Annotated in this window: 18 protein-coding genes and 2 pseudogenes; 9 read left to right on the forward strand and 11 right to left on the reverse strand. The window is 69.3% G+C overall.

What is annotated here, in order from left to right; all coding sequences use genetic code 11:
• Positions 1 to 114 precede the first annotated feature (114 nt).
• The 5 genes from DBR10_RS18120 to DBR10_RS18140 form a co-directional block, all read right to left on the reverse strand.
• Positions 115 to 393: an HPr family phosphocarrier protein gene (locus tag DBR10_RS18120; RefSeq protein WP_108503784.1), complete on the reverse strand. Its 279-nt coding sequence runs from the start codon at positions 391 to 393 to the stop codon at positions 115 to 117.
• Positions 390 to 794 (reverse strand): PTS sugar transporter subunit IIA, encoded by a 405-nt coding sequence (locus DBR10_RS18125; RefSeq protein ID WP_108503783.1) that lies wholly within the window; start codon positions 792 to 794, stop codon positions 390 to 392. Before DBR10_RS18125 ends, DBR10_RS18120 begins: the two co-directional genes overlap by 4 nt.
• 74 nt (positions 795 to 868) lie before the next feature.
• Positions 869 to 1303, reverse strand: a complete 435-nt coding sequence (locus DBR10_RS18130; protein ID WP_108503782.1) for an HPr kinase/phosphorylase — start codon at positions 1301 to 1303, stop codon at positions 869 to 871.
• Complete coding sequence (locus DBR10_RS18135; RefSeq protein ID WP_108503781.1) at positions 1300 to 2898, reverse strand: ATP-binding protein; 1599 nt, start codon at positions 2896 to 2898, stop codon at positions 1300 to 1302. The genes DBR10_RS18130 and DBR10_RS18135 overlap by 4 nt, the downstream gene beginning before the upstream one ends.
• A complete protein-coding gene (locus tag DBR10_RS18140) occupies positions 2873 to 3583 on the reverse strand; it encodes a response regulator transcription factor (RefSeq protein ID WP_108503780.1) in 711 nt (236 codons plus the stop codon). Before DBR10_RS18140 ends, DBR10_RS18135 begins: the two co-directional genes overlap by 26 nt.
• A 209-nt stretch (positions 3584 to 3792) precedes the next feature.
• Between DBR10_RS18140 and DBR10_RS18145 the strand changes: the two genes are divergently transcribed.
• Entirely contained in the window at positions 3793 to 5496 is a 1704-nt protein-coding gene (locus DBR10_RS18145) for a hypothetical protein (protein ID WP_108503779.1), read from the forward strand.
• A 12-nt stretch (positions 5497 to 5508) separates the two neighbouring features.
• Here DBR10_RS18145 and pseC read toward each other — a convergent pair whose 3' ends face one another.
• On the reverse strand, positions 5509 to 6681 hold the full coding sequence (gene pseC, locus DBR10_RS18150) for a UDP-4-amino-4,6-dideoxy-N-acetyl-beta-L-altrosamine transaminase (protein WP_108503778.1): 1173 nt from the start codon (positions 6679 to 6681) through the stop codon (positions 5509 to 5511).
• Positions 6681 to 7718, reverse strand: coding sequence for a UDP-N-acetylglucosamine 4,6-dehydratase (inverting) (gene pseB / locus DBR10_RS18155; RefSeq protein ID WP_108489621.1), 1038 nt, complete (start codon positions 7716 to 7718; stop codon positions 6681 to 6683). Before pseB ends, pseC begins: the two co-directional genes overlap by 1 nt.
• A gap of 118 nt (positions 7719 to 7836) precedes the next feature.
• Between pseB and DBR10_RS18160 the strand changes: the two genes are divergently transcribed.
• Positions 7837 to 8247 carry a hypothetical protein gene (locus tag DBR10_RS18160; RefSeq protein WP_108503777.1) on the forward strand — a complete coding sequence of 137 codons (411 nt, stop codon included), beginning with the start codon at positions 7837 to 7839 and terminating at the stop codon, positions 8245 to 8247.
• Here DBR10_RS18160 and tadA read toward each other — a convergent pair.
• Positions 8244 to 8729, reverse strand: a complete 486-nt coding sequence (tadA, locus tag DBR10_RS18165; protein ID WP_108503776.1) for a tRNA adenosine(34) deaminase TadA — start codon at positions 8727 to 8729, stop codon at positions 8244 to 8246. The two genes, DBR10_RS18160 and tadA, sit on opposite strands and share 4 nt — an antisense overlap.
• 49 nt (positions 8730 to 8778) lie before the next feature.
• On the opposite strand from tadA, the pseudogene DBR10_RS20340 reads away from it, so the two are divergent.
• Positions 8779 to 9768 (forward strand): annotated as a pseudogene (locus DBR10_RS20340) (pseudouridine synthase); the annotation flags it as partial.
• 560 nt (positions 9769 to 10328) lie between these two features.
• Positions 10329 to 10418: pseudogene (locus DBR10_RS20345) on the forward strand (hypothetical protein); the annotation flags it as partial.
• Between the two features lie 31 nt (positions 10419 to 10449).
• Here DBR10_RS20345 and DBR10_RS18175 read toward each other — a convergent pair.
• The gene (locus DBR10_RS18175) at positions 10450 to 11130 is read right to left on the reverse strand and encodes a CDP-alcohol phosphatidyltransferase family protein (RefSeq protein WP_108503775.1); all 681 of its coding nucleotides are present in this window, start codon (positions 11128 to 11130) and stop codon (positions 10450 to 10452) included.
• 86 nt (positions 11131 to 11216) lie between these two features.
• On the opposite strand from DBR10_RS18175, the gene DBR10_RS18180 reads away from it, so the two are divergent.
• The gene (locus tag DBR10_RS18180; RefSeq protein WP_199223449.1) at positions 11217 to 12173 is read left to right on the forward strand and encodes a phosphatidate cytidylyltransferase; all 957 of its coding nucleotides are present in this window, start codon (positions 11217 to 11219) and stop codon (positions 12171 to 12173) included.
• Between the two features lies 1 nt (position 12174).
• Positions 12175 to 12825, forward strand: a complete 651-nt coding sequence (locus DBR10_RS18185) for a lysophospholipid acyltransferase family protein (protein ID WP_158272174.1) — start codon at positions 12175 to 12177, stop codon at positions 12823 to 12825.
• On the opposite strand, the gene DBR10_RS18190 is transcribed toward DBR10_RS18185, so the two are convergent.
• Positions 12822 to 13799, reverse strand: coding sequence for a CPBP family intramembrane glutamic endopeptidase (locus DBR10_RS18190; protein ID WP_108503772.1), 978 nt, complete (start codon positions 13797 to 13799; stop codon positions 12822 to 12824). The genes DBR10_RS18185 and DBR10_RS18190 overlap by 4 nt on opposite strands.
• A 123-nt stretch (positions 13800 to 13922) precedes the next feature.
• Between DBR10_RS18190 and DBR10_RS18195 the strand changes: the two genes are divergently transcribed.
• Positions 13923 to 14540 (forward strand): TMEM175 family protein, encoded by a 618-nt coding sequence (locus DBR10_RS18195; protein WP_108503771.1) that lies wholly within the window; start codon positions 13923 to 13925, stop codon positions 14538 to 14540.
• On the forward strand, positions 14540 to 15103 hold the full coding sequence (gene rsmD / locus DBR10_RS18200; RefSeq protein ID WP_108503770.1) for a 16S rRNA (guanine(966)-N(2))-methyltransferase RsmD: 564 nt from the start codon (positions 14540 to 14542) through the stop codon (positions 15101 to 15103). The genes DBR10_RS18195 and rsmD overlap by 1 nt, the downstream gene beginning before the upstream one ends.
• 95 nt (positions 15104 to 15198) lie before the next feature.
• Here the strand turns inward: rsmD and recQ are convergent, their stop codons facing one another.
• Positions 15199 to 17046, reverse strand: coding sequence for a DNA helicase RecQ (gene recQ / locus DBR10_RS18205; protein WP_108503769.1), 1848 nt, complete (start codon positions 17044 to 17046; stop codon positions 15199 to 15201).
• 98 nt (positions 17047 to 17144) lie between these two features.
• Between recQ and DBR10_RS18210 the strand changes: the two genes are divergently transcribed.
• Positions 17145 to 17444 carry a metalloregulator ArsR/SmtB family transcription factor gene (locus DBR10_RS18210; RefSeq protein ID WP_108556560.1) on the forward strand — a complete coding sequence of 100 codons (300 nt, stop codon included), beginning with the start codon at positions 17145 to 17147 and terminating at the stop codon, positions 17442 to 17444.
• The last annotated feature ends 3 nt before the right edge of the window (positions 17445 to 17447 follow it).

The following is a 17447-nucleotide window of genomic DNA, read 5'->3' on the forward strand; positions in this document are numbered from 1 at the left end:
TGAGAAGCTTGGCCCCTACGGGCTGCTGCGCAGCCGTCTTCTCCCGGAGGAGGAAGAGGAGATCGTCAGCCGGTCAGGAGAGGCCCTGCGGCGTCGGCCGGGAAAAGCCCGCCCCTATCGCTCTTCGTCGAACCGGTTGGCGACCAGTTCGGTCAGGGCTTCGAGGGCGGCGTCGGCTTCGGGGCCTTCGGCGGCGATGTCGATGGTGGAGCCGATGCCGGCGGCCAGCATCATCAGGCCCATGATCGAGCGGGCATCCACGCTGGTGCCGTCGCGGCTGACGGTGACCTCGGCGTCGAAGCCGGCGGCCATCTTGACGAACTTGGCCGAGGCCCGGGCGTGAAGCCCCCGCTCATTGACGATCTCGACCGTTCTCGCCGCCATGCGACTCATTTTTCTCCCGCGAGCACGTAGGAGGCCACGGAGATATATTTCCGTCCAGCCTCCTGGGCGTGCGCGACGCAGGACTGCAGGTCTTCACGCTGCCGGACACTGGCCAGCTTGATCAGCATCGGCAGGTTCAGGCCGGCGATCACCTCGGCGCGCGTCTGCTCCATGACCGAGATGGCCAGGTTGCTGGGCGTGCCGCCGAACATGTCGGTGACCAGAATCACCCCGCTGCCGTCATCGACGGCCGCACAGGCCTTCAAGATGTCCGACCGACGGCGCTCCATGTCGTCCTCGGGACCGATACAGATCGCCTTCACGGCGCTCTGCGGTCCGACCACATGTTCCATAGCGGAGACGAACTCCTCCGCCAGGCGGCCGTGCGTTACGATCACGAGCCCGATCATGCCTGATTTCTCAAACGGGATCCCCTAACCCGGCGCGACCGGGAGGAGCCGCGCGGGCCGACTTGATACGCTCGTTAGAGAGCGACTCCAAGATGCTGCAGCATGTGTCTGATTTTCGCCGGTGCGGCGGGTTCCAGCGGCCACAGGTCGAAAACGGGAACATCCAGTCCCGCAAGGCGTTCCAGGCGGGTTTGCGGCATGCGCTCGACCGCTTGGGACGCGTCGACGCAACGCACGACCACGCCGATCCGGCACTGGGCGACGGCCGGCACGGTGACGATTCCCAGGCCCCGGACCTCCAGTTTGTCGCGCAGGGATTCGGGGGCCTTGCCGTAAAGCCGGCCTCCGGAGGCGAAGACCACGGTGCGGTCATCGGCCACCAGCCGGAACCCGGCCGCGATCGCCCGCAGGGCCAGATCGCTCTTGCCGATGCCGGACGGTCCTTCCACCAGGGCTCCACACCAGCTGCCGCCCAGCCGCAGGGCGACGAGGCCGGCATGGCGGATCATTCGCGGGCTTCCGGCAGGTCGACCGTGAACCGGGCCCCGATGACGTGACCGCTGGTGTCGGTGCGATTCTCGGCCTTCAGCTCGCCCCCGTGCGCCTCGACGATCTGGCGGGCGATCGACAGGCCGAGGCCCGAATTGCCGCCGAAGGCCCGGCCCTTGGGCCGCGAGGTGTAGAACCGCTCGAAAATGGTCTCGAGATTGTCGGCCGGAATGCCCGGACCGTCATCGTCGACGGTGATGACCAGGCGGCCCCGGGCCCGGTTCAGCGACACCCGCACCTCACCCTCGGCGGGGCTGAACGAGCGGGCATTGTCGATCAGGTTGCGGAACACCTGGCCGATCGGCGTCTCGCGGGCCATCAGCCGGGCCGGCGTCGCGGCATCCGGGCTGAAGACCCGCACCCGGACACTGCCCGGGGCCTCGCCCGGCCGCAGCTGGGCCTCATAGAGATGGGCCACCTCGGCCAGCAGCCGGACCAGGTCGAGCACCTTGGGCGCTTCCCGCGACAGCTCGGCATCCAGGCGCGAGGCGTTGGAGATGTCGGTGACAAGCCGGTCGAGGCGATTGACGTCGTTCTGCAGGATGGCCAGCAGCCGCGCCCGGGCGATGGGATCGCTGACCAGGTCGAGGGTCTCGATGGCCGAGCGGATCGAGGTCAGGGGGTTCTTGATCTCGTGGGCGACGTCGGCGGCGAAGCGCTCGATGCCGTCCATCCGTTCCGACAGCGAATGGGTCATCTCCTCGAGGGCGCGGGACAGGTCGCCGATCTCGTCATTGCGGCGGGCGATGTCGGGCAGCGAGATGGCCCGGGCACCCTGCAGGCGAACCCGGTCGGCGGCCCGCGCCAGCCGCATGACCGGTTCGGCGATCAGCCGGTGCAGCAGGATCGAGGAGATCAGGGTGGCGGTGATGGCCACCAGGATGAAGGGCAGCAGGGCCCGGCGCTCGGCGGCGATGATCTCGTCGACATCGGCCGCTTCCAGGGTCAGGACCCCGAGCACCGCCCGAACGTGCTGGATCGGGATCGAGACCGACACTACCCGCTCGCCGTTTTCCGACAGGCGGGTTCCGGCCACCATGGTGCCGCGCAGGGCCTGGGAGACCTCGTCATCCAGCGCCTTGCGGGCCCGGTCGGCCTTGGCTTTTGCGACCGGATCCTCGCCCGGACCCTCGTCCTGCTCGCCTGGCTTGCGGGCCGGGGGCAGCACCTTCCATTCCACGCGGTCGGCGACCACGAAGCTGTCGGCCAGCACCTTGCCTTCGGCGTCGAACAGCCGGGCTCGCTGCGAGCGCGGGATGAACAGGGCCTGGAAGATGTCGCTGGCATAGTAGGGGTTCAGCGCCGGTTCCGGTTCGCCCACCGTCGCGGCCTGGTCAATGACCCGGGCGATCAGCTCGCCCTGGGTCGTCAGGCTGTCGATGCGGGCATTGACGAGACCGCTGCGCAGCTCGTTGAGCACCAGGGCCCCGATCACCAGGATCGCCAGGGCCAGCACATTCAGGCCGATGATCAGCCGGCCCAGCCGCGAGCCACGCGGCCAGGACCAGCGCCGCGCGGGGGCCTCGCCGTCAGACTTCGCGATAACGGTAGCCAACGCCGTACAGGGTCTCGATGGAATCGAACTCGGGATCGACCTGGCGGAACTTCTTGCGCATCCGCTTGATGTGGCTGTCGATGGTGCGGTCGTCGACATAGACCTGGTCGTCGTAGGCGGCGTCCATCAGGTTGTCGCGGCTCTTCACGAAGCCGGGGCGCTGGGCCAGGGACTGCAGCAGCAGGAACTCGGTGACGGTCAGGCGCACCGGCTTGCCTTCCCAGAGGCTGTCATGGCGGGCCGCATCCAGGGTCAGCTTGCCACGCTTCATCATCTTGGAGCCGGCGGCCCCGGCGGCGGCCGAGGCGGGCTCGTCCTCCTCGGGCCGGGCGCGGCGCAGGACGGCCTTGACCCGCTCGAGCAGCAGACGCTGGCTGAACGGCTTGTGCATGTAGTCGTCGGCCCCGAGGTTGAAGCCGAGGATCTCGTCGATCTCGTCGTCCTTCGAGGTCAGCATGATGACCGGGATCTCGGTCGTCTGGCGCAGGCGGCGCAGCACTTCCATGCCGTCCATGCGGGGCATCTTGACGTCGAGGATCACCAGATCCGGGGCCTGGCTCTCAACGGCTTCCAGGCCGGAGACGCCGTCATAATAGGCCTTGACCGTATGGCCGTGGCTCTCGAGGGCCAGGGACACGGAGGCGACAATGTTCTCGTCGTCGTCGATGAGCGTAATAGCGGCCATGGAGCCCGTATGATCCTTCACCTTCGTTCGGCGCGATCCTATCGACCGGCCGCCGTCGCTTCAACGCGCGGTGCGGCAAAGCTTTCCAAAAGCATTGCGGCTCCAGCGTGGCACCATTGCGACCGAAACGGTCGCGCCGGATGAGTCGGCCCTCAACCTCGCTTTAAGGTCTTGTACTCCATAACGGGGGCTTCGGGAGCCCATCGCCCATGAGCGAAGTCCATTACGAACTGTTCGTGCGCCGCAAGGTCGGGGCGTCCTGGACGCTGGAAATGGCCACGGAAGTCCGCACGACCGCCGTGCAGAACGCCGAAGAGGTCCTGACCTCCGGTCGCGCGATCGCCGTGCGCGTGACCAAGGAGACCCTCGACCCCGAAACCCGCGAATACAAGTCGGTTTCGATCTTTACCAAGGGCATGGTCGACGGCGGCAAGCCCAAGAAGGAAGTCCAGGACCTGGACCCGCTCTGCGTCCAGCCTTCGGACCTCTACACCTCCCATGCACGCGAACGGATCGGTCGGCTGCTGGAGGGCTGGCTGGCCCGGCACAGCGCCACGCCGTTCGAACTGCTGCACCGCCCGGACCTGGTCGAGAAGCTCGAGGCCTCCGGCACCGACCTGCAGCACGCCCTGCAGAAGATCGCCATTCCCGAAGCCGAGGCCCGCGGGGTCTCGGTCCACGAACTGATCCGCAACCTGCAGTCCCTGGTCGACCGCACGATCGCCAACCTGACCAAGGCCCTGAAGAAGGGCCAGCTGCCCGATCTCGACAAGGAAGGGTTCGCCAAGGCCGCCACGCGCCTGGCCGCCGATCCGGACCGCGCCTTCCTGCTGGGAGCCGGCGTCGCCGCCTCGATCGCGCCCGGCGTCAGCTGGTCGGACAAGATCGCCCGCCTGCTCGACCTGGCCGATTCCGCCCCCACCGATCCGGTGGCCCGCGCGGTGGCCATGCAGGCCATCGAACAGCCGCTGGCCGAGATCATCGGATCGCGGGCCGGCATGGCCGACCTGCTGGGCACCAGCGATGACCTGGGCTCGACCCTGGCCGCCATGACCCGCCTGACCGGCGGGGCCCAGGTCGAGGCCCTGATCCGCGTCCAGTCCAATGTCGCCGCCTGCATGCCCGAACTCAGCGGCACGGCCCGCCGCCTCAGCGACTGGCTGTCCGGCGACCACTTTGCCATCGTCCGCGCCTCGATCGCCCGCCGGGTGCTCAAGGAGCTGAACGGTGTCCGCCGTCTGAAGCCGACCGACGCCGAGGCCGAGATCGAGTTCCTGCGCGCCCTGGCCATGAGCCTGACGGCCGCGGCCGGACGGATCCTGCCGGCCGAAGACATCCAGGCCGCCTTTACGACACGCTCCAAGACCCTGCTCAACGGCGAGTTCATCGAGGCCCTGCTGGGTCGCGACAACTCGGCCCGCGAGGAAGTCGGCCTGCTGATCCGGCTGGCGGAAAACGTCATGGGCGCGGTCAACAAGCGTCAGGCGGCGCGCTGGGTCAGCGCCAACATCACCTCGCTGCGCCTTGAGAAGGAACTGCGCCAGGGGCCTGAATCCCCCGTCGCCAAGATGACGATCCTGGCCGGCCTTCAGCGCAGCCTGACGCGCTCCGGCCTCGTCCGCGAAGACTACGAACCGCTCTGCGCCAAGCTGGGCCAGCTGGGGGCGCTGATCGAGGACGACAGCCGGCTCGTGGCCATGCTGGTGCGGGCCCCGGCCCCGGTCGGCCAGCGGCTGACCCTGCTGGCCCGCATGGCGTCGGGTGAGGCCGGTCCGACCGGCCCGGTGGCCGAACGCGCCCGGATGGAAGCCCTGAAGATGGCCCGTACGCCGGAAGCGCGCGAAGCCATGACCGCCTCGCCGGCGATCATGGATCTGGTCAAGGGCCTGCTGCAGACCAGCCAGGCGGCCTGAGGCCGAGCCTTTTTACTGGCCTAGAACCTCGGTCAGGGCCTCGACCACCCGCGCGACATCCGCATCGGCCATGCCCGGATAGAGCGGCAGGGTCAGGCAGCGGTCGTACCAGGCCTGCGCGCCCGGCAGGCTCAGGGGTCCGTACCGTTCGGCATAGTAGGGCTGCTGCTGAACGGGGATGTAGTGCACCTGGCTGCCGATCCCGCGCGCCTTCAGCCCCTCGACCACCGCCCGCCGCGACAGGCCGGTGGCCGGAAAATCAATCAGCACGGTCAGCAGGTGCAGGGCGGGGTCCGACCAGGCCGGCGAGGTCGCCAGCCGGACGATCGGTGCCAGGCCGGCCAGTTGTTCGGCATAGAGGGCGGTCAGGGCCCGGCGGCGGGCCACGAACCGGTCCAGCTTGGCCAGTTGCGACAGGCCCAGGGCGCACAGCACGTCGGGGATACGGTAGTTGAAGCCGAGCTCCGGCATCTCGTACCACCAGGGATCGGCCCCGACCGGGCGCACCATGCCATGGCCCCGCAGCGACCGGGCCCGCGCCGCCAGCCCCGCGTCGTTGGTGGTCAGCATGCCGCCCTCGCCGGTGGCCAGGGTCTTGACCGGATGGAACGAGAAGCTGGCAAAGGCCGAATAGGCCCCGTCGCCGACCGGATGGGCCACGCCGTCGAAGGTGCCGACCGTGCCCAGCGCATGGGGTGCGTCCTCGACCAGCACCGCCCCGGCGGCATGGGCCATGGCGCGCAGCGCCGGCAGGTCGCAGACATCGCCGCGCAGATGGACCGGCAGTACCGCTTTTACCCGTCGGTCACCGGCCCGCTGCAGGGCCTGGGCCAGGGTGTCGGGCGTCATCAGGCCGGAGTCGGGATCGACATCGGCGAACACCACCTCGGCCCCGACATAGCGGGCACAGTTGGCCGTCGCCAGGAAGGTGATCGCTGGGGCGATGCAGACGTCGCCCTCCCCGACCCCCAGGGCCAGCATGGCCAGGTGCAGGGTGGCGGTGCCGTTGGCGACGGCGATGGCATGGGCAGCGCCCACCCTCGTCGCAAAAGCACGCTCGAAGGCCTCGACGGTGGGACCCGTGGTCAGGAAGTCGGACCGCAGGGCCGCCGCCACGGCCGCCACATCGTCATCCTCGATGGTCTGGCGGCCATAGGGCAGAAAGGGCGCGGCTGCCCCGGACATCAGTCCGCCTTCTCCGCCAGCATGGTCAGCAGGCCCTCGGCCGACAGCCAGTCGTCATTGCTGTCGCTGCTGTAGCAGAAGCCCTCGGCCACCGGCCGGGCCCCGTCGTCGGCACCGAAGCGCTTGCGGGGATATTCGACAAAGGTCGGCTCGATGACATAGCGGTCCTCGAGCTCGATGGTGGCCCGGGCGTCGTCGGCACTGATCATCATCTCGTGCAGTTTCTCGCCCGGCCGGATGCCGACCACCTTGATGCCCGCCGTCGGCGACAGGGCGCGGACCAGATCAGGCATGGTCATGGACGGAATCTTCGGCACGAAGATCTCGCCGCCGCGCATCAGGTTCAGCGACGACAGCACAAAGTCCACGCCCTCGTTCAGGGTGATCCAGAACCGCGTCATCCGCTCGTCGGTGATCGGCAGCTCGGTCGCCCCATGGGCCAAGAGTCGCTTGAACAGCGGCACCACGCTGCCGCGCGACCCGACGACGTTCCCATAGCGGACCACGGCGAAGCGCGTGCCGATGTCACCCGACAGGTTGTTGGCGGCGACGAAGGTCTTGTCCGAGGCCAGCTTGGTGGCCCCGTAGAGATTGATCGGGTTGCAGGCCTTGTCGGTCGACAGGGCGACGACCTGTTTGACGCCGTTGGCCAGGCTGGCCCAGACCACGTTCTCGGCCCCGAGCACATTGGTGTGGATGCATTCGGACGGATTGTACTCGGCGGCCGGCACCTGTTTCAGGGCGGCGGCATGGATCACGATATCGACCCCGCGCAGCGCCAGGGTCAGGCGTTCGCGATCGCGCACATCGCCCAGGAAGAAGCGCATCTTGGCATAGGTCGCCTCGTCGAACTGCTCGCGCAGCTCGATCTGCATGTCGCTCTGCTTCAATTCGTCGCGCGAATAGACGATTACCTTGCGCGGGTTCGACAGGGTCAGGACCGTCTCGATGAAACGGCGCCCGAACGACCCCGTGCCGCCCGTGATCAGGATCACCTTGCCGTCGAGATCCAGGGTCTGCGGAGAAAAACGCCCCACGTTCAGCCTCCTGATCCGCCCGTCGCGAAGATTCGCGAGGGTGCGATTCGTGGTTAACGACCCTTTGTCGCGCGGAGGCGTAAAGAGGACGTCAATCTGCGCCGGTTAAAGTCGTCTCATGCGCCCCACCCTGCACCCGCTCAAGATCCTCCTGGCCTGTGCGATCCTGATCGCGCCGGGCCAGGCCCTCGCCAATTCGAAGGGCAAGGAAGAGAAAGGGGCTCCGGTCACCTATTTCGCCCTGCAGCCCCTGACAGCGGTCGCCGTGCGGCGTGACGGACGTCGCGGCGTGCTGACCGTCGAGGCCGGCATCCAGACCGACGACGCCAAGCTGATGGAGCGGGCCCAGCAGTCGACGCCCCGCCTGCGCGCCGCCTTTGCCCAGGTTCTGATGTCCTATGCCGCCGGCATGCGGCGGGGCGATCCGCCCGATGTCGACTATCTGGGGCGCGAAATGCAGAAGTCCGCCGACCATGTGCTGGGCAAGTCCGGCACCCGGGTTCTGCTCGGCTCCGCCCTGATGAACTAGGACGTCTTTCCGCGCCGCGCGCGGAAGAAGCCCCGCAGCAGGTCGGCGCTCTCCTGGGCCAGCACGCTGCCGGTCACCTCGGGCCGCCAGTGGCAGGTGGGCTGGGCAAAGAAGCGGGGACCGTGGACCAGCGCCCCGCCCTTGGCATCCTCGGCCCCGAACACCACCCGACCGATCCGGGCATGGCTGATCGCCCCGGCGCACATGGCGCAGGGCTCCAGGGTCACCACCAGGGTCAGGTCGGTCAGCCGATAGTTCTGCAGCCGGGCTGCGACCTGCCGCATCACAGCGATCTCGGCATGGGCCGTCGGATCATGGGCGGCGATCGGGCCGTTGCCGGCCGTGCCCAGAACCTCGCCCGTCGCCGGGTCGAAGATCACGGCCCCGACGGGGGTTTCGCCCGCTTCGGCGGCCGCCCGGGCGGCCTCCAGGGCCAGCTGCATCATGGCCTGGTCTTGATCGTCCTGAGGATCGGTGCGCATTTGCCCAAAAGCCCATCGTGAGATGCGCCCGGCCCCTGAAGGAACGACAATGACCAGCACGCCCCACGACCCCCTATACGATCCCGGCCTGGACGGCGACCTCGACGATCCGTCGACGGGCGAACGCGTCGCCAAGGCCCTGGCGCGGGCGGGCGTCGCCTCGCGCCGCGAGGTCGAGCGCCTGATCGAGGCCGGCCGCGTGGCCATCAACGGCAAGGTGCTGACGACCCCGGCGGTCAAGATCGCCCCGGGCGACTTCCTGACCGTTGACGGCAAGCTGGTGGCCGAGCGCGAACCCACCCGGGTGTTCCGCTATCATAAGCCCACCGGCCTGATGACCACCCACAACGATCCCAAGGAGCGCCCGACGGTGTTCCAGGCCCTGCCGCGCGAACTGCCGCGCCTGATCTCGGTCGGTCGTCTTGATCTGAACTCCGAAGGCCTGCTGCTGCTGACCAATGACGGCGAGCTGTCGCGCAAGCTGGAAGCGCCCAATAACGGCTGGATCCGCCGCTACCGCGTGCGCGCCTTCGGCAACACCGACCAGGCCCGGCTGGATCGCCTGAAGGACGGCGTTACCATCGAGGGCGTCCGCTACGGCTCGATCGAAGCCAGGCTCGACAAGGCCCAGGACAAGGTCGGCGGCAAGAATATCTGGATCACCATCTCGCTGACCGAAGGCAAGAACCGCGAAATCCGCCGGGTGCTCGAGCACCTCGACCTGAAGGTCAACCGCCTGATCCGCCTGTCCTACGGCCCGTTCGCCCTGGCCACGCTGCTGCCGGGTCAAGTGGAAGAGGTCGGTCCCCGGGTGATCCGCGAACTGCTGGCCGGCCTGGTCGCCGAAGAGGACATGCCCAAGGGCGACAAGCCACAGTTTATCGGCATCGCCGATCCGCTGCATGCGCCGGGCACCGCCAAGGGCGGCGAACTGCAGCGCCGGGCCATCAAGTCCGCCCCCCTGCCCAAGGCCCCGGTCGAGGGCGAGCGCAGTGAGGACAAGCCGGTCTACAAGCCCGGCTGGGCCAAGCCGAAGAAGAAGGTCGTGATCGCCGGCGTGAAGCCGATCAAGCGCGCGCCCAAGGGCATAGAGAGCAAGATGATCGGCCCCGATCCGCTTTCGCCGCGCGGGGCCAAGTCGTCGACGGCCGCCAAGTCGTTCGGGGCCCGGGCGGCGGGCGGCGTAGCCAGCGCCCGGTCGTTTGACAAGGCGGGTGCCAAGACCGGTGCCAAGACGGGCGACAGGGCAGGAGCCAAGTCGGCCCCGGCCAGCGGCTTCGAGAGGCGTTCGGCGGAAAAGGCCTGGAGCAAACCGTCTGCCGGCAAACGTCCCGGCTCCAGCGAGGCAAGGCCCTTCGACAGGTCGGACGCGAAGCCGGCTTCGGCCAGGCCGCTCCGCGCCGGTGGATTTGAGCCTGGCGCGGCGGAGCCGGCCAAGGGCAAGCCCTATGCCGGCAAGCCGGCCGGCTCCGGCGGGGCCAAATCGTTCAGCAAGCCCGGCGCGAAGCCGGCCGGTGCCAAACCCGCCCGCTCGGCTCCGGCCGCGTTCGACGCCAAGCCCGGCGCGCCGCGTCCTTACAAGGGGCCCAAGACGCCACGATAGGCCAAAATTCTTGTCATCCCGGCCGCAGCGCAGCGGAGAGCCGGGACCCAGGGGTCGCCGCGCTGCGTCGGCTCCTGGGTCCCGGATAGCCTCTGCGAGGCTTCCGGGATGACAAGTTTATGTGCGCCTTGAACTCGGATCTTCCCCCAGCCGCCCCGCCAGCCGGTGCGTGCGCCGGACCACCGTGACCAGCGCCCCGACAGCGATCACCGCCAGAGCCACGACCATCACCTGCCCCCTGCCGCCCCACAGCGGCTCGAACGCCGAGATCACGCAGGCCGCCGTCAGCACCGCCATGCGCTGCGGCTTGGCCATGGGGCCCGAAAAGTCAGCGGGCTGGCCAAGACCCCGGCCCAGCTCCCGCACATAGGCCGTGGTCACCGCCAGCATGGCGGCGATCCAGCCGGCGATCTCGGCCCCGGGCAGGCCCAGCGCCCGCGCGCCATAGCCGGCTCCGACCAGGAGCAGCACATCGGCGAGGCGATCGGGCAGTTCGTTCCAGATCGGGCCGGCGGGCCCGCCCCGGCCGTGCTCGACCGCCACCAGCCCGTCCAGCAGGTTGCAGACCAGCCGCAGCTGGACGCACAGCGCCGCTGCGATCAGGCACACGCCCCGCAAGACGGGGTCCGGCGTCGCCGCCAGCAGCAGCAAACCGCCACCCACAGCGGCGAAGGCCACGCTGGCGGCCGAGATCGTGTCGGGGCTGACCTTTGCCGCCGCCAGACGCGCGGCCAGGGCCCGGGGCCAGACGGCGGCGCGCACCTTCAGCGGGCGGCGGTTTTGCAGCGTGTCGGTCATGGCGGCTCCGGCTGTGTCGCGGCAGGCGACAACTAGGCTATACCCCAGGTGTCGCGAATGGGGCGTGGATGACGATCCTGGACCAAGTGAGTCGTTTTCTGGCCGATCAGCCGCCGGTCCTGCTACAGGGCCTGGCCGGTGTCGTCGTGCTGCTGGGCCTCGCCGCCGCCATTGCGGCCGTGCTGCCGCTGCTGAAGCCCGAAAAGTCCTATGTCGAGCTGCGCCTGCGGATCAGCAGCTGGTGGGTGATGGTCGCCCTGCTGGCCGGGGCCCTGCTGGCCGGCTGGCCGGCGACCGTGGCGATGTTTGCCCTGATCTCGTTCCTGGGCCTGCGCGAGTTCCTGTCGCTGGCCCCGACCCGGCGCGAGGACCGGTTCGCGATCCTGGCGGCCTATGGGGTGCTGATCGCCTCCTACGGCTTCATCGTCGCCGATCTCTACATGTTCTATCTGGTCTTCATCCCGGTGTGGGTTTTCCTGGGCATGCCGTTCCTGATGGCCATGCTGGGCCAGACGCGCGGTTATCTGGCGACGGCGGCGACCTTCCACTGGGGGCTGGTCACCTGCGTCTACAATCTGGGCTTCGCGGCCTTCCTGATGCGCACGCCCACGGTCGAGGCCCTGCCGGCGGGGGCGGCCGGACTGGTGTTCTTCCTGCTGCTGGCCACCGAGTTCAACGACGTGGCGCAATATGTCTGGGGCAAGCTGCTGGGCCGCCACAAGATCCTGCCGACGGTCAGCCCGAACAAGACCTGGGAAGGCTTCCTCGGCGGCTGGCTCAGCGCCGGCCTGCTGATCTGGTTCGTCGGCCCGGTGTTCACGCCACTGTCGGGACTGGGGCTGGCGATTATGGCCGTCGTCCTGCCGGTGGCCGGTTTCGCCGGGGACGTGACCATGAGCGCAGTCAAGCGCGACATCGGCGTCAAGGACACCAGCCACGCCATCCCCGGCCATGGCGGCGTGCTGGACCGCGCAGACAGCCTGACCTTCACCGCCCCGCTCTATTTCCACCTGATGGCGCTTTATGCGCTGGACCGGTTCTGAGATGAGTTTTCTGCGGTCCCTGCTGCTGATCCTGATCTTCCGGCCGCTGGCCCTGTTCATGACCGGGGCCGATGTCGCCAACCGCGAGCGGCTGCCCCTGAAGGGCCCGGCGATCATCGCCGCCAACCATTCCAGCCATGTCGACACCCTGCTGATGCTGGCGATCTTTCCGTCGAAGGCCCTGCGTCGCCTGCGTCCGGCGGCGGCGGCCGACTATTTCCTGCGCGACCCGGTGATCGGCTGGTTCTCGCGCCGGGTCATCGGCATCGTGCCGGTGGCCCGGGCCAAGGCCGGCAGCGGCGAGGACGTGCTGGCCCCGGCCCGTGAGGCCCTGGCGGCCGGCGACATCGTCCTGGTCTTTCCGGAGGGCACGCGCGGCGAGGGCGAGACCGACGAGATGGGCCGGCTGAAAAGCGGCGTGGCGCGGCTGGCCGAAGCCTTCCCCGACGCCCCGGTGATCCCGGTCTGGATCCAGGGGGCCGGTCGGGTGCTGCCCAAGGGCGAGGTGGTGCCGGTGCCGCTGAACTGCGCGGTACTGGTCGGCGAGGCCCTGCACTGGGAGGGCAGCCGGCCGGCCTTCATGGACACGCTGCGGACCGCCCTGCTGGCCCTGAAGGCCGAGGCCCCGCCCCTGCGCTGGCGGGACGGCTAGACGGGCGACGGGTCGCTGCGCCCGTCGATCCAGCGGGTCATGGCCGGCCAGCGCCCCACGGCCTCGGCCAGGGCCGCATAGCCGACCCCGATCACCAGGACACTCAGCAGGGAAGCCGGCTGGAACCCATGGGGGGTGTCGCCCTGCAGGGTCAGCGGCCGTACCAGCAGAAGGATGACGATGTTGTTGGCGGCATGGGCCCCGATCGCCAGCTCGATGCCGCCGGTCCGCAGGGTCATCCAGGTCAGGCCTGCCCCCATGGCCATGCGCAGCAGGAAGGCGTCGGGATTGGGGTCGAGGTGGATGGCCGCAAACAGCAGGCCGTTGATGCCCATCAGCCACAGCGGATTGCGACTGAAAGCCGCCGTATGCTTCAGCAGCCACCCCCGGAAGACGATCTCCTCGGCCGCCGCCGCGATCACCAGCAGCAGCACCGCGAAGGCGGCATAGGTCACGCGCCCGACAGCGGTGGGGGCGAGATCCAGGACCGGCGGCCGGGGCAGGGCGACCCCGAAGGCGGCCGTCGCCAGGATCAGGGCCGACATGGCGAGGGCCACCACGACCAGTCCGGCGATCAGCAGCCGGGTCCGGAAACCCTGCTCGACGATGATGTAACGCCGCCAGGGCCGGTGGGTCAGACCGGCGGCCACCGCCACAAAGGCCAGGGCCGCCGCGCCGTTGGCACCGGCCAGCACGGCCAGCAGGAACAGTGAGGCCCGGGCATTGGTCTCGGCCATGGCCGGCTGGTCGAAGGAGGCGAACAGGGCCGTCGCGGTCGGCACGCCGTCCAGACCGCTGACCAGCACCAGGACGGCGAGGCAGGCGGCCACCGCCCCCAGCAGGGCCGCAACGATCGCCGCCAGGATCCCGACCGGCACGGTCAGCAGCAGCATCCGCCCGTCACGATCGCGCGTCGTCAGGTCTGCGAGAAATCGCGAAGCCCGCATCGCCTCCATGATAGCCACGACTGCCATCGCTCTGCCCGCATCTCCCGTTCCCGGCGACTAAGAGAGCGCGGCGGCCGGCTTGTAAAGCGTCCGGCTTGCCGTCAGGGGCGGAGCGCGGCACACATCGCCCAGAGGCGCGAGGGGACGATCATGAGCGATGCGAAAGAGGGCGACGCCCACCTGCACAGACTGGTGCTGTTCTCGGATGCGGTGTTTGCGATCGCCATCACCCTGCTGGCGATCGAGATCCATCCGCCCGAGCACTGGACCAGTGTCGGGGAGCTGTTTTTCCTGATGGGCCCCAAGCTGGCGGCCTATGCGATCAGCTTTGCGGTGATCGGCATCTACTGGGTCAGCCACCGGCGCCTGTTTGAACGGATCGCCCGGGCCAACGGCATGCTCGACGCCCTGAACTTCATCACCCTGGGCCTGGTGGCCCTGCTGCCGCTGGGCACCGAACTGCTTTGGGAGCAGGAAGCCGGCCGGGCCTTTCCGGTCTATGTGACGCTGGTGGCGCTGATCGGGGTCAGCCTGGGCCTGCTGTGGGGCTATGCCGCCTTCATCGGCAAGCTGGTCAAGCCGATCCGTCCCCTGCTGGCCACCTATGTGCTGGTGCGGGTCGCGCTGCTGCCGGGCCTGATGTGCGGCCTGTCCTTCTTCAGCCTTGTCCACCCCTGGGGTTGGGGCCTGATGGCCGCGATCGTCGGGAGCCTGGCCCTTGCGGGCCGCCGGATCGAGCGCCGGGCCGCCCCGCAGGACGCGACCTGATGCGCATCGTCTCGGGACAGTATCGCGGCAAGGCCATCATCGCCCCGCCCGGTGACGCCACGCGCCCCACCTCGGACCGGGCCCGTCAGGCCGTATTCAACATCCTGGAGCACGCCGCCTGGGCCCCGGAACTGCACGGCGCGCGGGTGCTGGACGTCTTTGCCGGCTCCGGCGCGCTCGGTCTGGAAGCCCTGTCGCGGGGCGCGGCCTTCTGCCTGTTCGTGGAAACCGCCGACCCGGCCCGCGGGGCGATCCGCGAAAACATCGAGGCCATGGGCCTGTTCGGGGTCAGCCGGGTGCACCGCCGCGATGCGACCGACCTGGGGCCCCGCCCCTCCAGCGCCGGCGCGCCGTTCAACATCGCCTTCCTCGACCCGCCGTACGGCAAGGGTCTGGGCGAGAAGGCCCTGGCCGGGCTGCTGGCCCACGGCTGGCTGGCCCCCGGAGCGATCGTGATGTTCGAACGCGGCCGCGACGAGCCGGCCCCGGTGACGCCGGGCTTTACGCTGATCGACAGCCGCGACTACGGCGCGGCCCGGGTGCTGTTCCTGCAGGCCGCCTGAAGCGCTTCAAGCCTGGTGCCCTTGCGCTCGACCTCTGCCGTTGACCGTCATCCCGGAAATGGCGGGTGAAGTGTCGAGTCTAACGACCCGTCACCTCAGTTATCCCGAACGACCTTGAGCACTGCCTCGCCGTAACGGTCGAGCTTGCCCTGGCCGACGCCTCCGGCCCTCGCCAGCGCCGGCAGGCTGGCCGGACGCGCGGCGGCGATCTCGGCCAGGGTCGCGTCGTGGAAGATCACATAGGGCGGCACGTGCTGGGCCTGGGCCTGCTCCTTGCGCCAGGCCCGCAGGGCCTCGAACAGGCCCTGGTCGCCCATCGGTACGGTCAGGGCCTTGCCCTCGCGGCGCTTGCGCGGCGCGCCCGAGCGGCTGCCAGTGTCCGAGGCCTCGACCTGCTGGCGCAGGCTGACCCGCCGCTCGCCGCGATAGACCGCCTTGACGCCCTCGACATCGCCCAGCCCGACCAGCGGCCGGCCGTCATTGGGATCCTCGCGCAGCAGACCCTCGAAGACCAGGGTGTCGAGCAGGTCGCGCCAGGTAACGGGGCTGAACTCGCGGCCGATGCCGAAGGTCGACATCTGGGCCTCCTGCGGGGTGACGTCCTTGGTCTTGCCCAGCAGGTGGTCGATCAGACGCCCGCGCCCGAACCGGCCGCCCAGGCGATGGGCCGCTGATAGCGCCTTCTGGGCCGCCTCGGTGGCATCGATGCCCTTCGGCGGCGAGGTACAGATGTCGCAGACGCCGCAGACGGCGACGCCCTCCTCGCCGAAATAGCGGCGCACGGCGGCGGCGCGGCAGGTCACGCCCTCCAGCATGGCGTAGAACTGCCGCAGCTTGCGGGACTGGACCTGGCGGACCTCGTCGGGGGCCTCGCGGCTCTCGATGCGCTTGCCGGCCCAGGCCATGTCGGCCGAGCCATAGAGGGTGATGCCCTCGGCCGGCTGGCCATCGCGCCCGGCCCGGCCGATCTCCTGCCAGTAGGCCTCAATGGCGGCCGGCGGATCGGCGTGGATGACGAAGCGCACGTCGGGCTTGTCGACCCCCATGCCGAAGGCGATGGTCGCCACCATCACCGCCGCATCGGCCTCGAGAAACTCTTCCAGCCGGCGGGCCCGAACGCCCTTGTCGAGCCCGGCATGATAGGCCAGCGCCGGTACGCCCTCGGCGATCAGCTTCTCGGCCAGCTTTTCGGTGGAGTCGCGACTGCCCGCATAGACCACCCCGGCCCTTCCGGGACGCTCCAGCACCAGCTCGACGACCCGATCGTGGCCCTTGCCGCGCTTGCGCTCGGCACTGAGCGCCAGTTCGGGCCGGGCGAAGCTGTCGACAAATTCGGCCGCGCCCTGCAGGCGCAGCTCGGCGCGGATGTCGTCGCGGGTCCGCGCGTCGGCGGTGGCGGTCACCGCCAGACGCGGCACGTCCGGGAACACCTCGGCGATGCGCCCGAGCATGCGGTACTCGGGCCGGAAGTCATGGCCCCACTGGCTGACGCAGTGGGCCTCGTCGACGGCGACCAGGGCCAGGTTAAGCCGCGACAGCCGGTCCAGCATCGACGGCTGCATCAGGCCTTCGGGCGACAGGTAGAGCAGGTCGAGCCGGCCGTCCTCGATGCGCCGCCAGATCGCTGTCCGCTCGTCGGGCAGGGTGTTCGAATCCAGCCGCTCGGCCGCGACCCCGGCCTGCTGCAGGCCCGCCACCTGGTCGGCCATCAGGGCGATCAGCGGCGAGACGACCAGACCGAGGCCCGGGCGGATCAGGGCCGGGATCTGGTAGCAAAGGCTCTTGCCGCCGCCGGTCGGCAGCACGGCCATGGCGCTGCGCCCGGCCAGCAGCTCGCCGATCACGCCCGCCTGAAGGCCCCGGAAATCGGCATGGCCGAAGGTGCGGCGCAAAACCTCGCGGGCAGTCTCCAGGCCGGGGCTCGAATCGGGGGGATGGGTCACGAGGGTCTTATGGCCGGGGTGCGGGCAGCCGCCAAGCGTAACGGCCCCGGAAGGTGTTTCGCTTGACTTAGTCAAAAGACTAATTAGTAAGTTGGCTCATGAACGAGGTCTTCAAAGCCCTGTCGCATCCCGCCCGCCGCCGCATGATCGCCATGCTGCGCGAGGGCCCCCTGGCGTCCGGCGAAATCGCCGCCCGCTTCGACATGGCCTGGCCCACGGTCTCGACCCATCTGGCTGCCCTGAAGGCGGCCGGCCTGGTCGAGACCGACAAGGACGGCGCCTCGGTGCGCTATCGCCTCGTCATCTCGGCCGCCGAGGAGGCGGTGTCGTTCCTGATGGAGCTCATGGGTGCGGGCGGAGACCCCGACGTAGCCGGCTCCGGGGAGAGCAAGACATGAACC

The sequence above is a fragment of the Caulobacter sp. HMWF025 genome, assembly GCF_003060965.1.
Classification (GTDB): Bacteria; Pseudomonadota; Alphaproteobacteria; order Caulobacterales; family Caulobacteraceae; genus Caulobacter.